Genomic DNA, 18034 nt, shown 5'->3' with positions numbered 1-18034 from the left:
CATGCCGGAGGACGAAGCCGAACAGGCAGAACAGCTGGCGGGACTGAGCTACGGCGAGCCCTTCGACAGCGGCCTCGAACTCGCTGAGCACCATCAACTGACCTCAGATCTCCCTGCCGCGCAGGCCGTCTACGAAGAACTGCTCACCCTCGCCGAGTCGTTCGAGGAGTCTCCCGATGTGCGGCTCCTGCGGGGGCACTTGCTGTCCGATATCGGGACGGTCCAGCTCACGGCCACGGATCTGCCCCGTGCGGCCCTCTCCATCGAGCAGGCCCTCGGTCTGGTGCGGGGCGTCGCGTCCGTGCCGATGGGGCCGCGCGGCCGTCAACTGTGGCTGGAAGTCCTGCTGAAGACACTGCTGGCCAGGACCGAACTGATGCGCAGGACCGGGAGCCTGAACGAGGCGCAGGCGGCTGTGGACGAGGCGGCGACCCTGCTGGCCGAGTTCAACGATCCCGAGGGGCTGCGCACCGCGGAGATCGGCCAGACCCGGGTGCATCTGCTGGTGGACCGGAGCGAGTGGGGCGCGGCCGAGGAGCTGGCTTCGGCGCTGCTGTCCACCACGCCCGCGATCGTGCCGCATCTGCTGGACTGCCTAGGAATCATCTGCGCCTCGACCCGGCGGTTCGACCTGGCGGAGGACTACTTCGCCCGCGCGGATGATGGTTATCTGGCGCTGGGACACAACGCTGGGCGGCAGCAGCTGATCTCCCACCGGGCGTACGCCGCGATGCGCGCCGGCGACCTCGACCGCGCGGAACAGCTGTACGCCGAGGCCTCCGCGATCTTCGAACGGCAGGGCCAGTTCGAGGATCTCGCGGTCTGCGATCAGGCGCGTGCCTCCCTCGCCGAGCGCCGCGGCGACGCCACCGGCGCGAACGACCTGATGGCGTCGAGCCTGGCCCGCTTCGAACGGCTCGGCTCCGCGATCGCCGCCGCCGACACCATGCTGCTGGCCGCCCAGCAGGCGTACGACCGGGGCGACATCGCCGAGCTGCAGCGGCTGGCCCAGGCGGCGCGCGATGTGTACCAGGAGCGCGGGGTGTACGAGCGGTGCGCACAGGTGGACCTGATGCTCGCCCGGATCCTTGAGGACAACCTGAACCGGATCAACCCCGGCGACTACGAGCCGGCGTCGATCGCCACCGCGATCGCCACCGCGATCTCTCTCGCGCTTCCCGTCGCGCTGGCGCTGGAGGCGGCACGCTACGACTTCGCCACCGCCCACGCGCGCAGCCAGTGGCTGGAACTGGCAGACGACGCCATGCGGCTGGCCTTCCGCCTCGTCAACCGCAGCGGCGATCAGGGGCTGCTCTTCGAACTGGTGGAACACCGCTGCGCGGGCGCCTCGCTGGTTCTGGGCCGCACCGACCGTACGCCGCCGGCTGCCCCCGGCGAGGGGACGGTCTTCCCGGACGCCGCCATGAAGACGTACGCGCCCGCCGACGGCCCGATGACGCTGGGCGGCGTGGCGGCCGAGGCCGCCGCCTCCGTCGGCCTGCGCGTCGCGCCGCCGCCGAGGGTGGTGATGTCACCGGAAACGGGCCGCATCGCGCTTGAGCAGTACATCAAGGCGGCCGAATTCCGGTATCACCGGCGGATCGTGAGCGAGGAGGAGGTGCTGTTCTGGTCGCCGACGGCCTGACCAACCGCCCGGTGGTCCAGGTCCGGCTGGCCGACGCCGGCGACCTGTACATGACCTGGACGTGGACGCGCGTGGCCCAGGGATTCGGCACCGGGCACGCGCCCTCCGAGGAGGTCGCCCAGGCGGTCCGCGCGCTGACCGCCGCACTGCCCGGCGCGGGCGAGGGGGCGGAGGGGATGCGGCGCGCCTTCGCGTCGGGGGCGATGGCCGCGTACGAGGCCGAACGCCGGCTCGCGCGCGTGCTGGCCGAGGCGTTGTGGCCGCCGGGCCTGACCGAGCAGATCCGCCACGTGTCGGAGCGCGCGGGCCGCCCGCTGGTGCGGATCCAGCCGTCGCCCCGGGTCGCCCAGGTCCCGTGGGAGGGGCTCGCCGTGGAGGATGACGATGACGGCAGCGGCGGTGACGTACGGCTCATCGACCTCGCGGACGTCGTGACCACCGCGCCGGCCTCGCTGCGGCGGCCCGGCGCCGCCACGCGTCCGGCACCGGACGCCGAAGCCGACGCCGTCGTGCTCGTCCTCGACCCCAGGGTGCCCGGGTTCCGGGCTGATTCCCCGCTCGGCTCGGTGCTGGGCCCGCCCGGGGCGGACCCGGCGCTGCTGTCGCTCGTACAGCGCCGTCTCGACGCGGGCACCGTCGTGCCGCCCGTGGCCACTCCCGCCGAGGCGTTCCGCCGCACCGATCTGGACCGGGACTGGCTGGGCGGCGTGCTGAGGAAGGGGGCGCGCCGGCTGATGTACGTCGGGCATGTGAGCGGCGCGCCGGTCGAGAGCGGGCAGAGCGAGGACGGCACGCTTCATCTGTGCTGCGGTCCGGGAACCGATGGGCTGACGGATGTGATCCGCACCCACCGGCCGCTGTCGGCCAAGGATCTCCTCCTGGGCACGCTCCCCCTGCGGGCCGACGGCGTCCCCGGGGCCCAGCTGTGGCCCGCGCCCGCGCGCGTCGCCCTGATCGCCTGTGAGAGCGGCGGCGATCTGCGGTTCGCCGAGTCGTTCGGCCTGGCGTCCGCGATGATCCACAATGGTGCCGAACTGGTCACCGCCACCCGCTGGGTGCTGCCCACCAGCCTCGCCTTCCACCGGCTGGCCGACGTGCCCGAGCCCGTACGCCCGCTCACGGAGGCCGTCATCGCCGTCGACACCGCCCACGAACACCGCGACCCCGTGCACCGCCTCGGCGTCTGGCAGCGAGAGCAACTGGACCGCTGGCGCACCGGCGGCCGGGTCGAACACTCGCCCCTGCTGTGGGCGGCCATAACCTGCATCGTCAGGTGACGGGCAAGAGGTGGTAGAGGGAGATCACGCCCGCCGCGACCGCCGCGATTCCGGCGAGCAGCAGCGTGACGATGAACCTGACGCTCGTCGCCCGCTCGCGGCGGTCGTGGTCGAGGTCGGGGGTGAGGACGGACGGGTCGGCGGGCGCGTAGTGGATCGTGAGGTCGCGGTCGAGGGACAGGCTGGGGTCCGGGATGCCCTCTCGGCACAGCGCGGTGACAAGGATTCCCTCATGGGTGGTGAAGGCGACGACGGGAGCGTGGTTGACGATCTCGTCGCCCTCCCCGTCGGTGTAGACGTCCTTGGTGACGGCCACCACGCGGCCCGGGACGGCGACGGACTCGGCCAACAGAGCCGCGCGGGCGCGCGCAAGTTGGCAGTCCCGGCTGATCGCGACGATGAGGAACAGCAGGCCACCGAGGCAGATCAGCCCTCTCGGCCAGCCCCACACGAAGAACGCCTGGATGACCAGCCCCACCAGCAGCAGGAAGACCGCGCAGTTCGGCCCGCCCATCCCTCGCGTCTCCCCCCACATGTCCAGCATCAGGTGGAACCGCTCCGGCCGCCCCTGTGGATAACGCACCGGGAACTCCCGGCCCACCCATGCTGTTTCCACCACGTGGCCGTTCTTCCCCGCGTGCCGCAGCCTGAACTCCCGCCCCGTGGCCGGGTCCTGGAACGCGACCGTCACTGGTATCCCGGGCCTCTTGGAGTCACCGTGGCCCGGCTGATGCACCTCCACCACCCGCGCCGTCACCCACACCGCCCGCTGTGGCCGCGTCACCCCGGCCAGTGAGCTCCCGTACCCGACCAGCGCCAGCCCCGTCGGCACCGTCCACCACAGGCCCAGCATCCCCTGACCGTCCATCCGATTCTCCCTCCGTCCTTGGTGTGCTGCGTCCGCTACTGCGCGGAGAGGTTCTCTGCGATGGTCAGGAAGACATAGAGGTTCGCGATCCTGCTGACCGCGTCGGCATCCCAGGCATCGGATACGCCGGTTCGCATGACCCGGGCCCAGCCGGCCCTGAGCTGGATCTCCTGGACATCGGGCCAGGAGAGGAGGCCCTTCTGCGCGGTGGCTATGCCGAGACCGGAGACCTCGAAGGCACCGAAGCGGACGGTCTCGCCCGCCAGTACCGCTTCCAGTACTTTCGTCCCCTGGGCGTGGACCACGGCCTCCTGCATCCTGGACCCCCAGGTCTCGGGGTTCTCGAAGAACTCCGTGATCGTCGCGCTCGCGCCGGGGGCGAGAGCGACGTAGGTGCAGTGCCGGTAAGCCGGCGCACCGTTGGAGTACGTCTGGGTGATGTCCTGGTAGAGCCTGACGGAGTCCCAGCGAATGGCAACCATGCCGTCGCCGGCCTGCGGTTGCGCGATCATCCCGTTCTCGAAGAGATGCAGTCGCTTGGAGGCCTGCTTCGGGTTGAAGTCCGGCAACTTGCGCAGCGTCCAGAGGTACACCAGGCCAGGGACCACGAGCATGAGCAGCAGCGTGACAATCGCCAGCCAGATAGCGGCGGAGATCAGCTTGTTCAGGCGCTTGGGGGCGAAGGTGGTCTCCAGCGCGCCGAGGTTGTGACGGGCCGCCAGGTCTGCGGCCTCGGGCGTCAGAGCGGTCGGTGCTGCCATGGGTTGCTGCCTCGCGTCGGGTTGATCGGATCGAATGGAATGGCGAGCGGTCCGCAGGCGGCGTCGGTCAGGCCACCCCGCCGTAGAGGTAGCCGCCGGGATTCGCGGGATCGGCCAGCAGGAGTACCTGGTCGCCGACACGGGGGATCTGCAGCTTGGACACCAGGGTCTGCAGGGTGACCTGGCCGCCCGCCGCTCCGGTCGGTTGGACGACAAGGTTCACCACCGGGTCGAAGTTGACCAGCTTGCCCGTGTCGCTGATCGACACGACGACCGCCGGGACGGTCGGTATCCCCGCGGCGAGCAACTGCTGTACCTCGCCACCGGACTTGTACGCGCGGATGGACTGCTGGACTTCGGCGAAGTTCTCGCTGCCCATGAACGCGCGCGTGGCCCGACCGTAGAAGCCCTTGCCGCTGGCCACCTGGTCGACGATCTCCGCGGCCTTCTCCTCGCGGCTCCGGCGACGCTTGTCGAAGACTCCCATGACGCACTCTCCTCTGCACCGTTGGCTGCGGACTACCGACTGCGCGCTGCCGACCGGGCAGTGCCGCCGAGTATGTCCTGACGGTGTGGACGCTAGGTGAGCTGCCGCGCCTACCGATCCCAGGTTCACGTCCCGGCGGGGCGGTGGGGGAGTAGGCGTCGGATTTTCTTGCAGACGGAGACGTGCTTGCGGCTCGCTCCGGTGAAGGGGGCGCGGTCCCAGTCCCGGAGGCGTTCGCGCACCCGCGTACCGGCGAGTTGCGCCATCAGATCAAGCTCGCTCGGCCAGGGGAGGGTCGGGCCTGGTACTCCGCCGGCTCACCTGAGGGTGTGGTGTCCCCCGGAGTGTGGACACGGGGGTTCATGCTGCGAGTGTGAGTTTACGTCCTCGCCGGTGTTGCTGTTCGAACTCGGCTGGTGAGAGGTAGTTGAGGGCGCTGTGGCGCCTGCGGGAGATGTAGTAGGTGAGCCACTGGAAGATCTCCAGCCTCGCCTGGTGCACCGTCGAGAACAGCCTCTGGTGCATCGTCTCCCTCTTGAGCCCCTGCCAGAACGACTCGGCGAGGGCGTTGACGCTCCTATAGCTGTCAACTCACTGCGTGGAGTGTTCGTGGAGCGGGCTGGATCAGGTGATAGACCTCGCGGATGACGTAGCGCTTGAGGCAGCGGATGATCTCGCGTTTCGTCTTGCCTTCGGCGGTGCGGCGGGTGACGTAGTCGATCGTGGGTTGGTGGAAACGCATGCGGACGATGACGGTGCGGTAGATCGCGGCGTTGAGCTGTCGGTGGCCGCCGTGGTTGATGCGGTGCCGGCCGCTGGTCATGCCAGAGCCGGTGGGCACCGGGGCGATGCCCGCGAGCTTGGCAAGGGCTGCCTCGGACCTGATGCGCTCGGGGTTGTCGCCGGTCACCACGAGGGTCTCCGCCGCGGTGTCCACGCCGATGCCGAACGGTGCGAGGAGTTGTGGAGCGGCGCGGTGGACCAGATCGCCGATCATTTTCGTCAGGTCCTTGGCCTCGGCGTCGAGGTACTGCCACCTCTTGGCCAGCGTGCGCAGAGTATGGCGCAGTGCGTCCTCGGGGCCTTCCATCTGCCGAGGACGCAGGGCTGCGAGGTGCCGGGCCAGGGTGATCTGCGTTTTGCCCGCAGTCTCGTTCCGCAGGGAATCGGGGGCGTGGACAAGCATGGCTTTCATGGTGACCATCGCTGCTGTGCGCTGTTCGACAGCCTGGTCGTGGGCGATCTTGAGCTGACGGATCATCTCGGCCGCGCCGTCGGCGCTCTTGGGCGTGGCTGTCGCGAACCCGGCCAGGACGGCTCGGGCTGCATTCTCGGCGTCCAGGGTGTCGGACTTTCCGTTCATCCGCCGGAGCCGTCGGTCGGGGCGGCCGGCCTCGACCACCTTGTGCCCGGCCCGGCGGAGGAACGAGGCCAGGGTGGCGCCGTAGGAGCCGGTGCCCTCGACCCCGAACGCCAGGAGGCTACCGAACGAGGTTGCCCAGTCCAGCAGTTGCTGGAATCCGCCGGTGTCGGTGGGAATCGTCAGGCTCGACAGGATCCCGCCGATCGTGTCCATCACGGCTGCGACGTGCACGTGCTTGTGTGTATCGACGCCGATCACGACGTGCCCGGACCTGTGCTGCTCGTTGGTGTTCACGAGGTTCCCTCCGGTCGGTAGCGTGGGATGCACGCTGTCGCCGGCCGGACGGACAGGACTGTCACGGGGACGCTTTGACGAGTTGGCTCCAGGCTCCTGACTTGTTGAATTAGCCCCAGACGCTCGGTCTGCAGCCGTAGCGTCCAGGGTGTCGGTCGGCATGGGCCCGCAGTGCTCCTTGCCGCCCTCGGGCTGGCTCACTGATAGCGTGCCGCCGCCGGCCGACACCCGCGCGGTGTGGCTCGACAGAGGCATGAAGGTGATGCAGTGACTTCAAGTCAGGGTGCCCACCGCACTCCCCTTCCTTTCTCATCGAGTGCGAGGGCAGCAGCCTGTGATCCTGATCGGTGTCGATCCCCACAAGTCGTCCCACACCGCCGTCGCCGTCGACGCCGCAGGCCACCAGGTGGCCCAGCGCCGGTTCGTCGTCAACGCCGGAACCTTCCGCCAGCTGATGCGCTGGTGCGAGCAGTGGTCTGATCGCCGCTTCGCCGTCGAAGGCGCCGGCGGCCTGGGCCGCTCGCTCGCCCAGCAGCTGGCCGCCGCGGGCGAGAACGTGGTCGACGTGCCCTCCACCCTCTCGGCCAGGGCCCGCCTGCTGGCCACCGGCGGCGACCGCAAGACCGACGCCAAGGACGCCCTCCACGTCGCCCAGGTCGCCCTCTTCCGCCACGACCTGCGCCCCGTCGTGCGGGAAGACCAGACCACGATCCTGCGGCTGTTGACCGAACGGCGAGACGACCTGGTGCACGAACGCACCCGCGTCCTGAACCGGCTCCACGCCGTCCTGCGCGATCTCCTGCCCGGCGGAGCACCCACCGGCCTGTCGGCCGACAAGGCTGCCGCCTTGATGAAGGGCATCCGGCCGGTCACGGCCACCGACAACTGCCGCCGGGACATAGCCCGTGACCTGCTGGCCGACCTGCGCAGACTGGACCGGCAGGTCAAGGACAACGAAGCCGAGATGCGCGAGGCCGTCGCCGTGACCCGCACGACGCTGACCACCCTGCCGGGCCTGGGCACCGCTGGCCGCGAAGGTCATCGGCCATATCGGGGACATCAGCCGGTTCCCCACCGAGCACCACTTCGCCAGCTACACCGGCAGCGCGCCCCTGGACGCCTCCAGCGGCAACAACGTCCGCCACCGGCTCAACACCGGCGGCAACCGCGCACTGAACTCGGTCCTGCACACCATCGCCGTCTGCCAGATCCGCGACGGCGGGCGCGGGCAGGACTACTACCTCCGCAAGATCAGTGAGGGGAAGACGCCTTCGGAGGCCCGCCGGGCCCTGAAACGACGCCTGTCCAACGTGGTCTACCGGATCATGAAACGAGACCAACGACCCCACCTCGCTCAAGCTGCTTGACACACAGAGGCGCTATCAGGTCACGTCCGTCCGGCGGCAGCGCTTGCTGCGTGCCCGGCCGGACGGTCGACAGATCAACGCCAGGACACCCGTGGGGTCAGTCATAAGCAAGAGTCGGACCGTCACGGCCGGGACCACCCGATCCTTGCGGGATCCGGTACGAACAGACTGACAGTCATAGCTCGAGCCGACCCGGCCCATGCTCCTGCGGATCCCGAAACCGTCGCAGACCTGCGCGAACGCGGCCGACGTGTATTGCGAGCCCCTGTCCGCGTGGAAGATCACTCCGGCGACGGTGCCGCCGCGGGCCGCGACCGCCATCTTCAGGGCGTCGATGACCAGTTCGGCGCGCATGTGCGAGGCCATTGAGTAGCCGAGTACCCGACGCGAGTAGATGTCCAGGACGCAGGCGAGATACAGCCACGTGCCGCCGACCTGCACGTATGTGATGTCGCCGCACCACTTCTTGTCCAGCCGGGCGGCGGTGAACTGGCGCTGGATGAGGTCCGGGGCGGGCGGCGCGAGCAGGTCCGGGACGGTGGTGTGCTTGCGGCGCCGCAGGTGACGGCCCTCGATGCCGTTGAGGCGCATCAGCCGCTCGATGCGCTTGCGGTTGACGGTGTGTCCCAATCCCCGCAGCTCAGCATGGACGCGGCGGACTCCGTGCATCCCCTTGTGCGCGGTGTGGACCTCGCGGATCTCCTCGACCAGGGCGATGTCGGCTGCCTGCCGGACCCCGCGGGCCTTCGCACCGGCGAGCCACCGGTAGAAGCCCGAGCGGGAGACCTGAAGGGCCCGGCATATCCGCTGGACGCCGAACTCGGCGCGATACGTGGAGACGAAGTCCCAGCGGCGGGTCATGCCTTCATCTCCGTGGCGAAATAGGCGGCTGCCCGGCGCAAGATCTCGCGCTCGAGCTGCCACTCCTTCTCCGCTTTTCGTAGCCGGCCGATCTCGGCCCGCAGCCGTGCCAGTTCCTCATTCCGGTTCTCCCCGGGCACCTCACTACGGCTGCGGCCTGCCAACTCGTCAGCCTGGCGCACCCAGCTCCGCAGCGTCTCGCCGGTCACCCCGACATCCGCCGCGACCGCCGCATACGTGCGCTTCCCGCCCGCCGCGCGGTACAGCGCGACGGCATCGTTCCTGAACTCCGCCGGATACGGAGACTTCCGTCCCACCAGGACACCCTTCCTCGGATCTGCGAGATCCAATTGTCAGAGTTTCCACACCGCCGGGGTCACCTCATCTTCGGGCCGCCCCCTGGCGGACCTTCTCCCAGTGGCGGGCCATCTGCCGCACAGCGTGGGAGACCGGGGAATTCAAGGGCTGCCCGAAGTAACCGCCCTCGCTGCCGCGGGCAGGCTCCGCGTCCGGTTCCGGCCGCGCAGCCTGCTCATTGTTTCGGACGTTCGTCAGCAGGTGACCGGAACGTCCAGGGTCACCGGGCTGGAGGGATAGCCGAGGGCGGATGAGGTGAACTCGGCGTGGACGGTCGAGCCGCAGGGGACGGTGCCGCCGACGCCACGGACCTGGGTGGTCGCGGCTTGGAAACGGACCGGCTGCACCAGGTGGCCGAGGGAGGTGCCGCCGACGGCGTTGCCGGTGAGGGTCGTGGTCAGGTCCTTGACCGGGAGCGTGGAGCCCGGGCTGGGCGGGCCCGACAGGCTTATCTGGCCGTACAACTGCACGCTGTTGCCGGTGACTTCGGCGCACACCTTGGTCGACAAGCCCACCCGGAGGGCGGACGGACCGCACGTCACGGTGGTGGCAGTGGTGGTGGGGGCGTGTGCGGCGGTGGCCGGGGCCGCGCCGAATAAGGCCAGGCCCACGGCCGCGGTGGCGAGCAGAGCGATACGAGACATGAGGGTAGTTCTCCCTGTTCAGAGGCGTCGTTCATAGGCATCACTGATGCACTCAGGATGCAGTTACAATGTGACATTGCACTGAACGTCAGTATGTGTGGAGGCGGCGTGAAGGTCAAATCCCATACCTCCATGGGATCTTCGCGCCCTCACCTTCCCCTTGTCCCGCCGAGTTACGGGTACGGCTACACCAAGCACGCCGCTCCCGCGACGGGCATCCCGGAGATCGGGGCCATGCGGATGGGCGTTCCCGGGAATGTCGTGCCGCCGTCGGCGACCGTCATGGTGCGGCCGACGGCGGCCTTCGCACCGGATTCCACCCACGCCATGCAGTCGTTGTGGTTGTGGGCAGGGGCCGGCCGACCACGACGACGAGCCGGGTGTCGGCATCGATGACGATTGACCCCGACCGTCACTTCAAAAGAGCCGCACCTTACTCAGAGGGCGTTAAGTCCGTTTCTGGTAGCGGCCGCGTCCGGGTTGCTCGAGGAATCCCTGACGGGCGAGTCGTCCCAGGCGGGAGCGGGTGACGTTGATCGAGGGCTCGTCGGTGGGCAGGCCGAGGTGCTCGTGCAGATCGTGGACGCGGAACACCTTGCCGGGGTGCTCGTTGAACGCGGTCACGATGCGCTGGTAGACGGTGGCGGTGGTGGTCTGCGCGGGGGCCGGTTCGTGGTCGGGTGGGGTGAGGCCGTCGATGACCTTGCGGGTGGCGGTGAGCTCGGCCAGGCGGGCTTCGGTCTCGGCGAGGGCGGTGGTGAGCCGCTCGATCTGCTCGCGCAGGTTGTCGGCTCGTGCGGCGGTCTCATCGTGTTTGGTCTGCAGCAGTCGCAGGAGTTCGCAGACGTTCACGCGGCCAGCTCCACGTCGTCACGCCATGTGGGGTAGGGGTGGTGAGGCGGCGGAGCATGCCGGCGGTGGAGGCCCAGTAGACGCGGGAGGCCGCGTTGTCGGGCCGGTGGTCGTAGTCGCGGGCGAGGCGCCGGTGCAGCATGAGGGTGCCGTTGACCTGCTCGACCACCCATCGTTTCGGTTGCGGGACGAAGCCTTTGCCCTTGTCGTCGGGGTTGCGGCGGACCACCTCGACGGTGATGTCCTTCACCGCCCCGTGGATGATCACGGCGTCTTTGAAGCCCTGGTCGACGAGGACTTTTTCCAGGCACATCCCGCATCGTTCGGCCGCCTGGTCCAGCAGGGCGATGCCGGCCTCGTTGTCGTGCGCGCTCGCGGCGAGGATCACCACACCGATGATCAGGCCCAGTACGTCGACGGCGAGTCCCCGCTTCCTGCCGGGCGTCTTCTTGTTCGCGTCCAGTCCCGTCGTCTTCTTCGGCACTCCGGCCGCCACGCGGACGGACTGGGTGTCGATGATCACCAGGGACGGGTCCTCTAATCGCCTGGACCGCTCCCGCACCTGGCAGCGCAGGATCTCCTGGATCCGCTGGTCAAGGCCGTCCTCGCGCCACAGGCTGAAGTAGTAGAACACCGCCGACCAGGCCGGGAGGTCGTGCGGCAGGAGACGCCACTGACAGCCCGTCCGGTTCTGGTAGAGCAGCGCGTTCACGACCTCGCGCAGGTCGCAGGAGCCCGGGTCCCCGGTCGCCGACCGCGACACCCGGTCCTGCTTCCACGCGGTGACCAGCGGCTCGATCAACGCCCACTGCTCGTCGGACAAGTCGGTTGCGTACGGCATCCGTTCCATGCCCGCGACCCCATCATGCACACGACATGAAGCGAGGACGGAACCGACCCATCACCCACGCAAGAGCGACACCACATCATCAGGAACGGGACTTAACACCCTCTGAGCGCCCCATATCCTTCGCGAGACGCTGTCCCGCAGACTCGGCCGCCGCCTCACCCTGGCCGACCTCGGGCTGGAAGAAGAGCCGACAGGCACGACCGACAGCGGTTCCGACTGGAGCGTCGACCCTCTGACCGTGCTGGCCGAGCTGGGAAGCGACGACCTCGATATGCACCGACGCAAGCTGCTGGCGACCGCCGCGTACTCGGCCGCCAGCCTCGCATTGCCCACCGCCTCGTGGTGGGCAGCCGCCCCTGCCGCAGCGGCGAAGCGCCCAGAAGTCTCCCCCCGGCTGGTGGCCCAAGCCGACATCGATGATGTCCGCGACCTGACGATCTTCTACTCCGCTCGGGACCAACAGCGCGGTGGAGCCTCGGGGCGCTCGGCCCTCGCCGGCCATCTTCGCGACGAAGCGGTGCCCCTGCTCGGCAGCAGGTTCCGCACGGAGCAGCTCCGCCGCGACACGTACTCGGCCGTTGCGGAGATGACCTACCTGGCGGGGTGGATGGCTTTCGACGCCTCCGAGCACCGCACCGCCCAGCGCTACCTCACCCTGGCCGCCCGCACGCGGCCGAAGCGGGCGACGGACCGCTCGGCGGCCACATCCTGCGCGCCCTCGCGCACCAAGCCGTGGACCTCGGGCACCCCCGCCGAGCGCTCGCCCTGGCCGACGCATCCATGTCCCGCGACCGCTACGGCCAGGCCAGCCACCGCGAGAAGGCCCTGCTCGCGATCGTTCACTCCCGAGCCCTCGCGGCAGACGGCGACCACGCCGGCACCCTTGCGGCCATCAGCCGCGCAGAGCGGGACCTCTCCCGCGCAGACAACGGCGATGCCCCCAGCCGCGTGGGCTTCTTCCAGGAAGCCTCCCTGGCCCACGAGACCGCCTGCGCCCTGCGCGACATGGGCCAGCCGCTGGACGCGGAGATCCACTTCCAGCGCAGCGTTGCCACCCGCCGCCGCCAGCAATACGCCCGCACCCACAGCGTGACCCTCGGCTACCTCGGCGCCGTCCAGGTACAGCAGGGACGCCTCGACGAGGCGTGCGCCACCTGGAACCGAGCCCTCGACGCCATGGCCGGCGTCCAGTCCGGCCGGGCCCGCGACATCATCGTTCGCATGCAGAGCGACCTCTCGCCCGTCCGGCAACGCGGCGGTCGCCACGTCGCCGAACTGGACCGGCGTGCGCGAGACATGCTGCGCGCCATAGGCTGACCGACGAGCAGATCCGCGGCGTCGACAGGAGGCCGCCGCACGCGCTACGCCCAGGGAGAGGAACGAGCGCTGATGGTGACGTACGAGGTCGAATCGATCGCAACGGTCGTTGGGGGCCACACTCGCGTTCAGGACGACTACCAAGGCGGGGTCGAATCGATCATCAGGCTCGACGACGCGTACCCCCTCGAAACGCTGCAAGGAATTGAGGAGTTCTCCCACCTGACCGTGACCTGGCGCTTCCACTTGGCGCGACCCGAAGACGTCCAGCTCCATGCACGCAGTCCTCGGGGAAACCAGAACTGGCCCGCGACAGGTACGTTCGTCCACCGCAACCACCGGCGCCCCAACCAACTGGCGATCAGTTACCCGCGGTTGCTCAAGGTCGAAGGCCGAGACCTCTTGGTCACCGATCTCGACGCCGTTGAAGGGACGCCCGTGATCGACCTGGCGCCGCACTTCGAGCAGATGGGGCCTCGGGGCCCGATCCGTCAGCCGGCATGGCCTGGCGAGATGCTGGAACCGGACTACTGGGCGAAGGCAAGCGAACGGCCTTCGGAGCGCCCTGTGTAGCGGGAGTGGCTGAGCTGTGCTGCTCGTCAGTCGCATGGTCGGGGACCAGCTGGAGGTCTGACTCAAGCCGCAGTCCTCGCGTCCCGGAACTCACACCACGTCTCCTCGCCGTTGCTCTCCCACGCGTCTGAGATCGCGTCGACAAGCCGGATCCCGCGACCGGATTCACCGTCGTGTCCGGCTTCCTTGAGTACAGCTGGGGCCGGTTTGTGGTCGGTTACCGAGACGCGCACCACGTCGACGGCCACCGTGATCCGGAGGACGACCTCGCCCTCACCGTGAACCACGGCGTTGGTGACCAGTTCACCGACCCTCGCCTCTGCGCGGCCATCGTCGACCGCCTCACCTTCAACGGCACCATCATCGAGACCGGCACCGACTCTTACCGCCTCGCCAGCACCCGGGCCCGAGCTGAGGAGCCCGCCAAGGCTGGCTGACGTCTGCCGCTGCCTGCCTCGACGGCCGCCCTGACGGGCGGCGGGCCGTCCGCATTCGCGGGCAGTGCTGCCCTGTCGCGAGATTCGATCGGCTCAGTCTTCAGGGCCGTCGTCATCGATGGGACGCAGGCGGCGTCGGGCTTCCTCGAGCCGCTGGTCGTAGTCGGGGAAGAACAGAGCGGGGAGCATCTTGTCGAGCTGGCCGGCAATTCTATGGATCGGTGCCCATGCGGCTGGATCGTCGACCGTGTTGCTGAGGTCGGTCATCTGCAGCCGCTCCAGCCAGTCCGACAGGATCGTCGCTTCGTCCCGGGTGAGCTTGATCGTGATCTCTGGGTCTTCCATCCCGGCCCCACCCCTTTGAACAGGCGACTCAACGTGCGACGGCACAACCTACCGATTGCCAGGTTCGTGAGGCCGACCAGCCTTCACCTGGGCGGGACACGTGCCGTCATCTCTCGTCGACATTCCCGAGCCGGTTGATCACCAACTGCCTCCGCAACCCATCGACAAACGCTGTCCCTAGAGATGAACGAAGCCAATGAGCATTTCCGATCTTCACTCGCCCGAGGGTAGATCGGAAATGCTCAATCATGCACTCCACAATGGTCGGGCTCGTTGAAAAGACATCTGACCGGAGTTCGATAAGTGGTCTTGAAACAGGTGCCCGAGTAGAGGCAGGGGCATTGCGTGAACGGGATTCGTCCGGTTCGCCGGTCTCGTGAGTGACGTGGTGTCATGTCCGTTGTGAGACAGGGGTGCCGGGGCTGCAGAGCAGGCACGGTGCTGGTGATCATGTGGTTGTCGAGACCCATGAGAACCGAGCGAGACCGTGCCTGCCCGAACATCATCGCCCATCCCTTCCGCCATGGAACAACTGGGCTCCCAGACCGCTTCCCTTGCCCCGAGCGATGCTGTTGACCTGTGTCGTTTCCTGAGCCTGGTGCCCGATCCCCGTGATGTGCGGGGGCGGAGGTATCCGGCGGTCGCTTTGCTGTGCGCGGCCGTCGCGGCGGTGCTGACCGGGGCCCGCTCGCTCATCGCGATCAGTGAGTGGGTCGCGGATGCTTCGCAGCACGTCCTGGGCACTCTCGGCTTCGGTATCGACCCGTTCACCGGCCTGCGGCCCGTGCCGCACGCCGCCACGGTGCGGCGTCTGCTGCAACGCGTCGACGGCGACGCGTTGGACGCGGCGATCAGTGCGTATCTGCAGGCCAGAGTGCTGCCACCACCCTCGCCCGAGGGGAAGCAGCCGGTGCGGCGGGTGATCGCGGTCGACGGCAAGGTGGTGCGCGGCTCGCGTACCAAGACCGCCACGACGATCCAGCTGCTGGCGGCGATGGACCATCAAGGCGTGGTCCTGGCCCAGCGGCAGATCGTCTCCAAGAGCAACGAAATCCCCTCCTTCCAGCCCCTGCTGGACACCCTGGATCTGAAGAACACCGTGCTGACCGCCGACGCCCTGCACACTCAGCACGATCACGGCGCCTACCTGACCGGCCGTGGCGCCCACTACGTGGCTGTCGTCAAGAAGAACCACCCCGGCCTGTATGCCCAGGTCAAAGGGCTGCCCTGGCGGGAGATCCCGCTCGGGCACCGAACCCGCGACCGCGCCCATCACCGCGACGAGATCCGCCGGCTCAAGGTCGCAGTGTTCCGCCATATCGACTACCCCGGCGCCCGTCAGGCGATCCAAGTCGTGCGCCGGCGCCGCGATCTGAGTACCGGCAAGCTGACCATGGAGCGCGTCTACCTGATCACGAGCCTGAGCGTCTTCGACGCCACCTGCGCCGAACTCGCCACCTGGATCAGAGGCCACTGGGGCATCGAGAACCTCCTGCACCACGTGCGGGACCGCACCTTCCGCGAGGACGACTCCAAGGTCCGCACCGGCACCCTGCCCCGCGCAATGGCCTCCTTGCGCAACCTCGCCATCAGCGTTCTACGCCAGGACGGCCAGACCAACATCGCCGCCGCCCTCCGCCACGCAAGTGGCGACTACCGCCGGCCCCTGCGGGGACTCGGACTCACGTGACGAACCCGGACACATCTCGATCACGCAATGGCCCTGCGGGTAGAGGTGTCGCTCCGAAAGCCGCGGGCTGGGCACTGATTCAGAACGGGAGATCTGATGTGTCGCCCGGCTTGAGAGTTGGTCCCGTTGCCCAGGGCATGGTGTCGTCCTGAGGATCGCAGACCGCGAATGCCTCCCGTTGACCTTCGAGCCCGGTGGGGTCCTCACCCCACGCAAGGAGGGCGTCGATGGCTCGCTCGCGGTACTGCCACAGCGCGCTCACCCCCAGAACTTCCCGCAGCAGCGGCACCAGGGTTGCCCGGTGACAGCGCAGCCGGGGATCGTCCAGCAGCGGGATGCATGCGGCGATCGCCGCCTCACGCACGTCCGGGTTTGGGTCGTCGAAACACTTTGAGACTGCAGGAAAAAGCAGCGGGCGGATCTGCCGGGTGTCTACGAGCGGTGGGTAATCCTCGGGTTCGAACCCATGGCGGCGGCTGATCGCTTCTGTCTCGTCGCCGGCGCCGCAGACGACCGAGCCGAGCCAGCCCAGCAACTCGGAGCGCAGGGGCCCTGGGAAGTCGCGGGGCTTCTTGTCGACGGCCACGGTGGTACGCGGGTCGGCAAGGACTGCAGCCACATAGAGCGCGGCGGGCACCGTCGCCGAATACAGGGTGTTCTGGTGGTGCACTGCGTGATGGAGGTGATCCAAGGCCAGGGCTCGTGCCTGCTGATCACCATCCAGCAGTGCGACAAGCATCTTCGGGGTGTCCTCTGCGGTCCCACACGCATGTTCCAGAGAGCCCCAGTTGCTCCCAGCCAAAAGCTCTGCGGGATCAGGCAGACCAGCAGCGGTACCGAGGGCGGCATCGTTCGTCACGCCCGGAGTATGACAGCGCTTGGCAGGGTCAGTTACAGCGGGACAACCGATTGACGAACCTGGAGGCAGAGCCATTGTCACGTATCTCCACCGACATCATCGCGGACATGTAATCTACACATCGGCGCAGGTCAGATCCGTCAGTCAGCTCCCGACGGTCGGTAAACGCGACGTACAGGGCTGATGTCTGGCCGGCTGTCCGGGCCAAGGCGAACCAGTCGGGCGCGGCCTGGAGGAACGCGCTAGCCTCGCTGTTTCGCTTGGGGTGACGAGTTGACGCTGTGGGGTCGATCGAGGCGGTATCGGGCGGTGGGCATGGTGGGGCCCCGGCGCGTTGGTCGGGTTCTCCAAGGTCTTTCGTGTCGTAGGTGGCCGGGGCGGCTGGTCAGTTGGCGGGGCGGGGTAGGACGGCCAGACGGTGGAAGGCGGCGGCGAGTTGGTGTCGCCAGGGCCAGGTTGCTGCGATCCGCAGGTGGAGGCGACGGCCGCCGCGGGTGAGACGGGCAGCGACGTGCAGGATCCGGTAGCGGAGTTTCTTGGGTTCGGCGGTAGCCAGCTCGCCGTCCAGCAGCAGGACGCGGGTCCAGGCCAGAAGGTCGATGGCCGCGAGGCTGAGCTCGAGCCAGGCGGCGTTGACGGAGAACAGGCGGGATGGGAAGCGTCCGAAGCCGGTGTTCTTGCCGCACCGGATGTGGTCCTCGACGGTGGCGTGTCCACGGTGGCGGACCTCCAGGAACTGGGCCGAGCCGCCGCCGGAGTACGGGGTGTCGGTGAGGAAGACCTGGTGCCGCAGGCCCTCGTCACTGTCGAACAAGGAGAGCTGGGCGCCGGGGTGCGGGCGTTCGCGGCGCACGATGATGCGGGTGCCGGCCGGGTAGCCGTTCAGGTCGACCATGCCGGTCAGCTCGGCGACCTCGGCGGACTCACGCAGGGTCCCGTCGGCGTCCAGGGCGGGGTGCCAGACCTGTTCGGGCAGGGCGCGGATCGCGCGGCGGACCGGTGCGGTGACCGCGTACCCGACCGAGAAACGCAGGTGAAGGCCGTTGTCACGCAAGGCGCGGAGATGCGTGAGGAACGCCTTCGCGCTGCCCGCGCTGTCGGTGCGGACCAGGATGTCGGTGCCGTGCCGGTGGGCGTCGGGGATCTGCGCGAGGGCCTGGTCGAGCACGGTGATGTGATCGGCGGCG

General features: G+C 68.6%; 16 protein-coding genes and 6 pseudogenes. 8 read left to right on the top strand and 14 right to left on the bottom strand.

What is annotated here, in order from left to right:
• The first annotated feature begins 1 nt into the window (after position 1).
• Both ACFVYE_RS42015 and ACFVYE_RS42010 read left to right on the top strand, forming a co-directional pair.
• Positions 2-1645 carry a hypothetical protein gene (locus ACFVYE_RS42015; protein ID WP_389608718.1) on the top strand — a complete coding sequence of 548 codons (1644 nt, stop codon included), beginning with the start codon at positions 2-4 and terminating at the stop codon, positions 1643-1645.
• An 11-nt stretch (positions 1646-1656) separates the two neighbouring features.
• The gene (locus ACFVYE_RS42010) at positions 1657-2922 is read left to right on the top strand and encodes a CHAT domain-containing protein (protein WP_383969381.1); all 1266 of its coding nucleotides are present in this window, start codon (positions 1657-1659) and stop codon (positions 2920-2922) included.
• Here ACFVYE_RS42010 and ACFVYE_RS42005 read toward each other — a convergent pair.
• From ACFVYE_RS42005 to ACFVYE_RS41985, 5 genes and pseudogenes are all read right to left on the bottom strand, one after another.
• Entirely contained in the window at positions 2915-3790 is an 876-nt protein-coding gene (locus ACFVYE_RS42005; RefSeq protein WP_383969378.1) for a DUF3592 domain-containing protein, read from the bottom strand. The genes ACFVYE_RS42010 and ACFVYE_RS42005 overlap by 8 nt on opposite strands.
• A 35-nt stretch (positions 3791-3825) precedes the next feature.
• Positions 3826-4551 (bottom strand): DUF6585 family protein, encoded by a 726-nt coding sequence (locus ACFVYE_RS42000; RefSeq protein ID WP_389608717.1) that lies wholly within the window; start codon positions 4549-4551, stop codon positions 3826-3828.
• 67 nt (positions 4552-4618) lie between these two features.
• A complete protein-coding gene (locus tag ACFVYE_RS41995) occupies positions 4619-5038 on the bottom strand; it encodes a hypothetical protein (protein ID WP_383969372.1) in 420 nt (139 codons plus the stop codon).
• Between the two features lie 360 nt (positions 5039-5398).
• Positions 5399-5596 (bottom strand): annotated as a pseudogene (locus ACFVYE_RS41990) (IS3 family transposase); the annotation flags it as partial.
• Positions 5597-5624: 28 nt separating this feature from the next.
• A complete protein-coding gene (locus ACFVYE_RS41985) occupies positions 5625-6695 on the bottom strand; it encodes an IS110 family transposase (RefSeq protein WP_389608716.1) in 1071 nt (356 codons plus the stop codon).
• Between the two features lie 283 nt (positions 6696-6978).
• Between ACFVYE_RS41985 and ACFVYE_RS41980 the strand changes: the two are divergent.
• Positions 6979-7440, top strand: a pseudogene (locus ACFVYE_RS41980) (transposase); the annotation flags it as partial.
• Positions 7441-7720: 280 nt separating this feature from the next.
• Entirely contained in the window at positions 7721-8062 is a 342-nt protein-coding gene (locus ACFVYE_RS41975) for a transposase (RefSeq protein ID WP_389608726.1), read from the top strand.
• Positions 8063-8236: 174 nt separating this feature from the next.
• Here ACFVYE_RS41975 and ACFVYE_RS41970 read toward each other — a convergent pair.
• From ACFVYE_RS41970 to ACFVYE_RS41950, 5 genes and pseudogenes are all read right to left on the bottom strand, one after another.
• A pseudogene (locus tag ACFVYE_RS41970) lies at positions 8237-9240 on the bottom strand (IS3 family transposase); the annotation flags it as partial.
• A gap of 234 nt (positions 9241-9474) precedes the next feature.
• Complete coding sequence (locus ACFVYE_RS41965; protein ID WP_383969363.1) at positions 9475-9924, bottom strand: hypothetical protein; 450 nt, start codon at positions 9922-9924, stop codon at positions 9475-9477.
• 245 nt (positions 9925-10169) lie between these two features.
• Positions 10170-10324: pseudogene (locus tag ACFVYE_RS41960) on the bottom strand (IS5/IS1182 family transposase); the annotation flags it as partial.
• A gap of 47 nt (positions 10325-10371) precedes the next feature.
• Positions 10372-10776 carry a hypothetical protein gene (locus ACFVYE_RS41955; protein ID WP_383969360.1) on the bottom strand — a complete coding sequence of 135 codons (405 nt, stop codon included), beginning with the start codon at positions 10774-10776 and terminating at the stop codon, positions 10372-10374.
• Positions 10730-11626: an IS5 family transposase gene (locus ACFVYE_RS41950; RefSeq protein ID WP_383969357.1), complete on the bottom strand. Its 897-nt coding sequence runs from the start codon at positions 11624-11626 to the stop codon at positions 10730-10732. The genes ACFVYE_RS41955 and ACFVYE_RS41950 overlap by 47 nt, the downstream gene beginning before the upstream one ends.
• Before the next feature lie 115 nt (positions 11627-11741).
• On the opposite strand from ACFVYE_RS41950, the pseudogene ACFVYE_RS41945 reads away from it, so the two are divergent.
• Together ACFVYE_RS41945 and ACFVYE_RS41940 are read left to right on the top strand one after the other, a co-directional pair.
• Positions 11742-12943 (top strand): annotated as a pseudogene (locus ACFVYE_RS41945) (Tat pathway signal protein).
• Between the two features lie 72 nt (positions 12944-13015).
• A complete protein-coding gene (locus ACFVYE_RS41940; RefSeq protein WP_389608715.1) occupies positions 13016-13516 on the top strand; it encodes an SAM-dependent methyltransferase in 501 nt (166 codons plus the stop codon).
• Positions 13517-13578: 62 nt separating this feature from the next.
• On the opposite strand, the gene ACFVYE_RS41935 is transcribed toward ACFVYE_RS41940, so the two are convergent.
• On the bottom strand, positions 13579-13803 hold the full coding sequence (locus tag ACFVYE_RS41935; protein ID WP_389608714.1) for a hypothetical protein: 225 nt from the start codon (positions 13801-13803) through the stop codon (positions 13579-13581).
• A 9-nt stretch (positions 13804-13812) separates the two neighbouring features.
• On the opposite strand from ACFVYE_RS41935, the pseudogene ACFVYE_RS41930 reads away from it, so the two are divergent.
• A pseudogene (locus ACFVYE_RS41930) lies at positions 13813-13953 on the top strand (AAA family ATPase); the annotation flags it as partial.
• A 93-nt stretch (positions 13954-14046) separates the two neighbouring features.
• Here the strand turns inward: ACFVYE_RS41930 and ACFVYE_RS41925 are convergent.
• The gene (locus ACFVYE_RS41925; protein WP_389608713.1) at positions 14047-14298 is read right to left on the bottom strand and encodes a hypothetical protein; all 252 of its coding nucleotides are present in this window, start codon (positions 14296-14298) and stop codon (positions 14047-14049) included.
• A gap of 598 nt (positions 14299-14896) precedes the next feature.
• Here ACFVYE_RS41925 and ACFVYE_RS41920 point away from each other — a divergent pair.
• Positions 14897-15988: an ISAs1 family transposase gene (locus ACFVYE_RS41920; protein ID WP_389608712.1), complete on the top strand. Its 1092-nt coding sequence runs from the start codon at positions 14897-14899 to the stop codon at positions 15986-15988.
• A 79-nt stretch (positions 15989-16067) separates the two neighbouring features.
• Here the strand turns inward: ACFVYE_RS41920 and ACFVYE_RS41915 are convergent, their stop codons facing one another.
• A complete protein-coding gene (locus ACFVYE_RS41915) occupies positions 16068-16847 on the bottom strand; it encodes a hypothetical protein (RefSeq protein ID WP_389608711.1) in 780 nt (259 codons plus the stop codon).
• Positions 16848-17232: 385 nt separating this feature from the next.
• Positions 17233-18034: transposase (locus ACFVYE_RS41910; RefSeq protein ID WP_389608710.1), on the bottom strand; the 802-nt coding region annotated here is incomplete at its 5' end.

The organism is Streptomyces sp. NPDC058239 (assembly GCF_042882185.1).
In the GTDB taxonomy this organism is placed as follows: Bacteria; Actinomycetota; Actinomycetes; order Streptomycetales; family Streptomycetaceae; genus Streptomyces.
This window is presented reverse-complemented; position numbering and strand designations above follow the sequence as displayed.

Excerpts from the sequence above, each read along its gene's own strand:
- ACFVYE_RS42015 (WP_389608718.1), top strand. The coding sequence starts at position 2 with ATGCCGGAGGACGAAGCCGAACAGGCAGAACAGCTGGCGGGACTGAGC.
- ACFVYE_RS42005 (WP_383969378.1), bottom strand. The coding sequence starts at position 3,790 with ATGGACGGTCAGGGGATGCTGGGCCTGTGGTGGACGGTGCCGACGGGG.
- ACFVYE_RS42000 (WP_389608717.1), bottom strand. The coding sequence starts at position 4,551 with ATGGCAGCACCGACCGCTCTGACGCCCGAGGCCGCAGACCTGGCGGCC.
- ACFVYE_RS41995 (WP_383969372.1), bottom strand. The coding sequence starts at position 5,038 with ATGGGAGTCTTCGACAAGCGTCGCCGGAGCCGCGAGGAGAAGGCCGCG.
- ACFVYE_RS41965 (WP_383969363.1), bottom strand. The coding sequence starts at position 9,924 with ATGTCTCGTATCGCTCTGCTCGCCACCGCGGCCGTGGGCCTGGCCTTA.
- ACFVYE_RS41950 (WP_383969357.1), bottom strand. The coding sequence starts at position 11,626 with ATGGAACGGATGCCGTACGCAACCGACTTGTCCGACGAGCAGTGGGCG.
- ACFVYE_RS41940 (WP_389608715.1), top strand. The coding sequence starts at position 13,016 with ATGGTGACGTACGAGGTCGAATCGATCGCAACGGTCGTTGGGGGCCAC.
- ACFVYE_RS41925 (WP_389608713.1), bottom strand. The coding sequence starts at position 14,298 with ATGGAAGACCCAGAGATCACGATCAAGCTCACCCGGGACGAAGCGACG.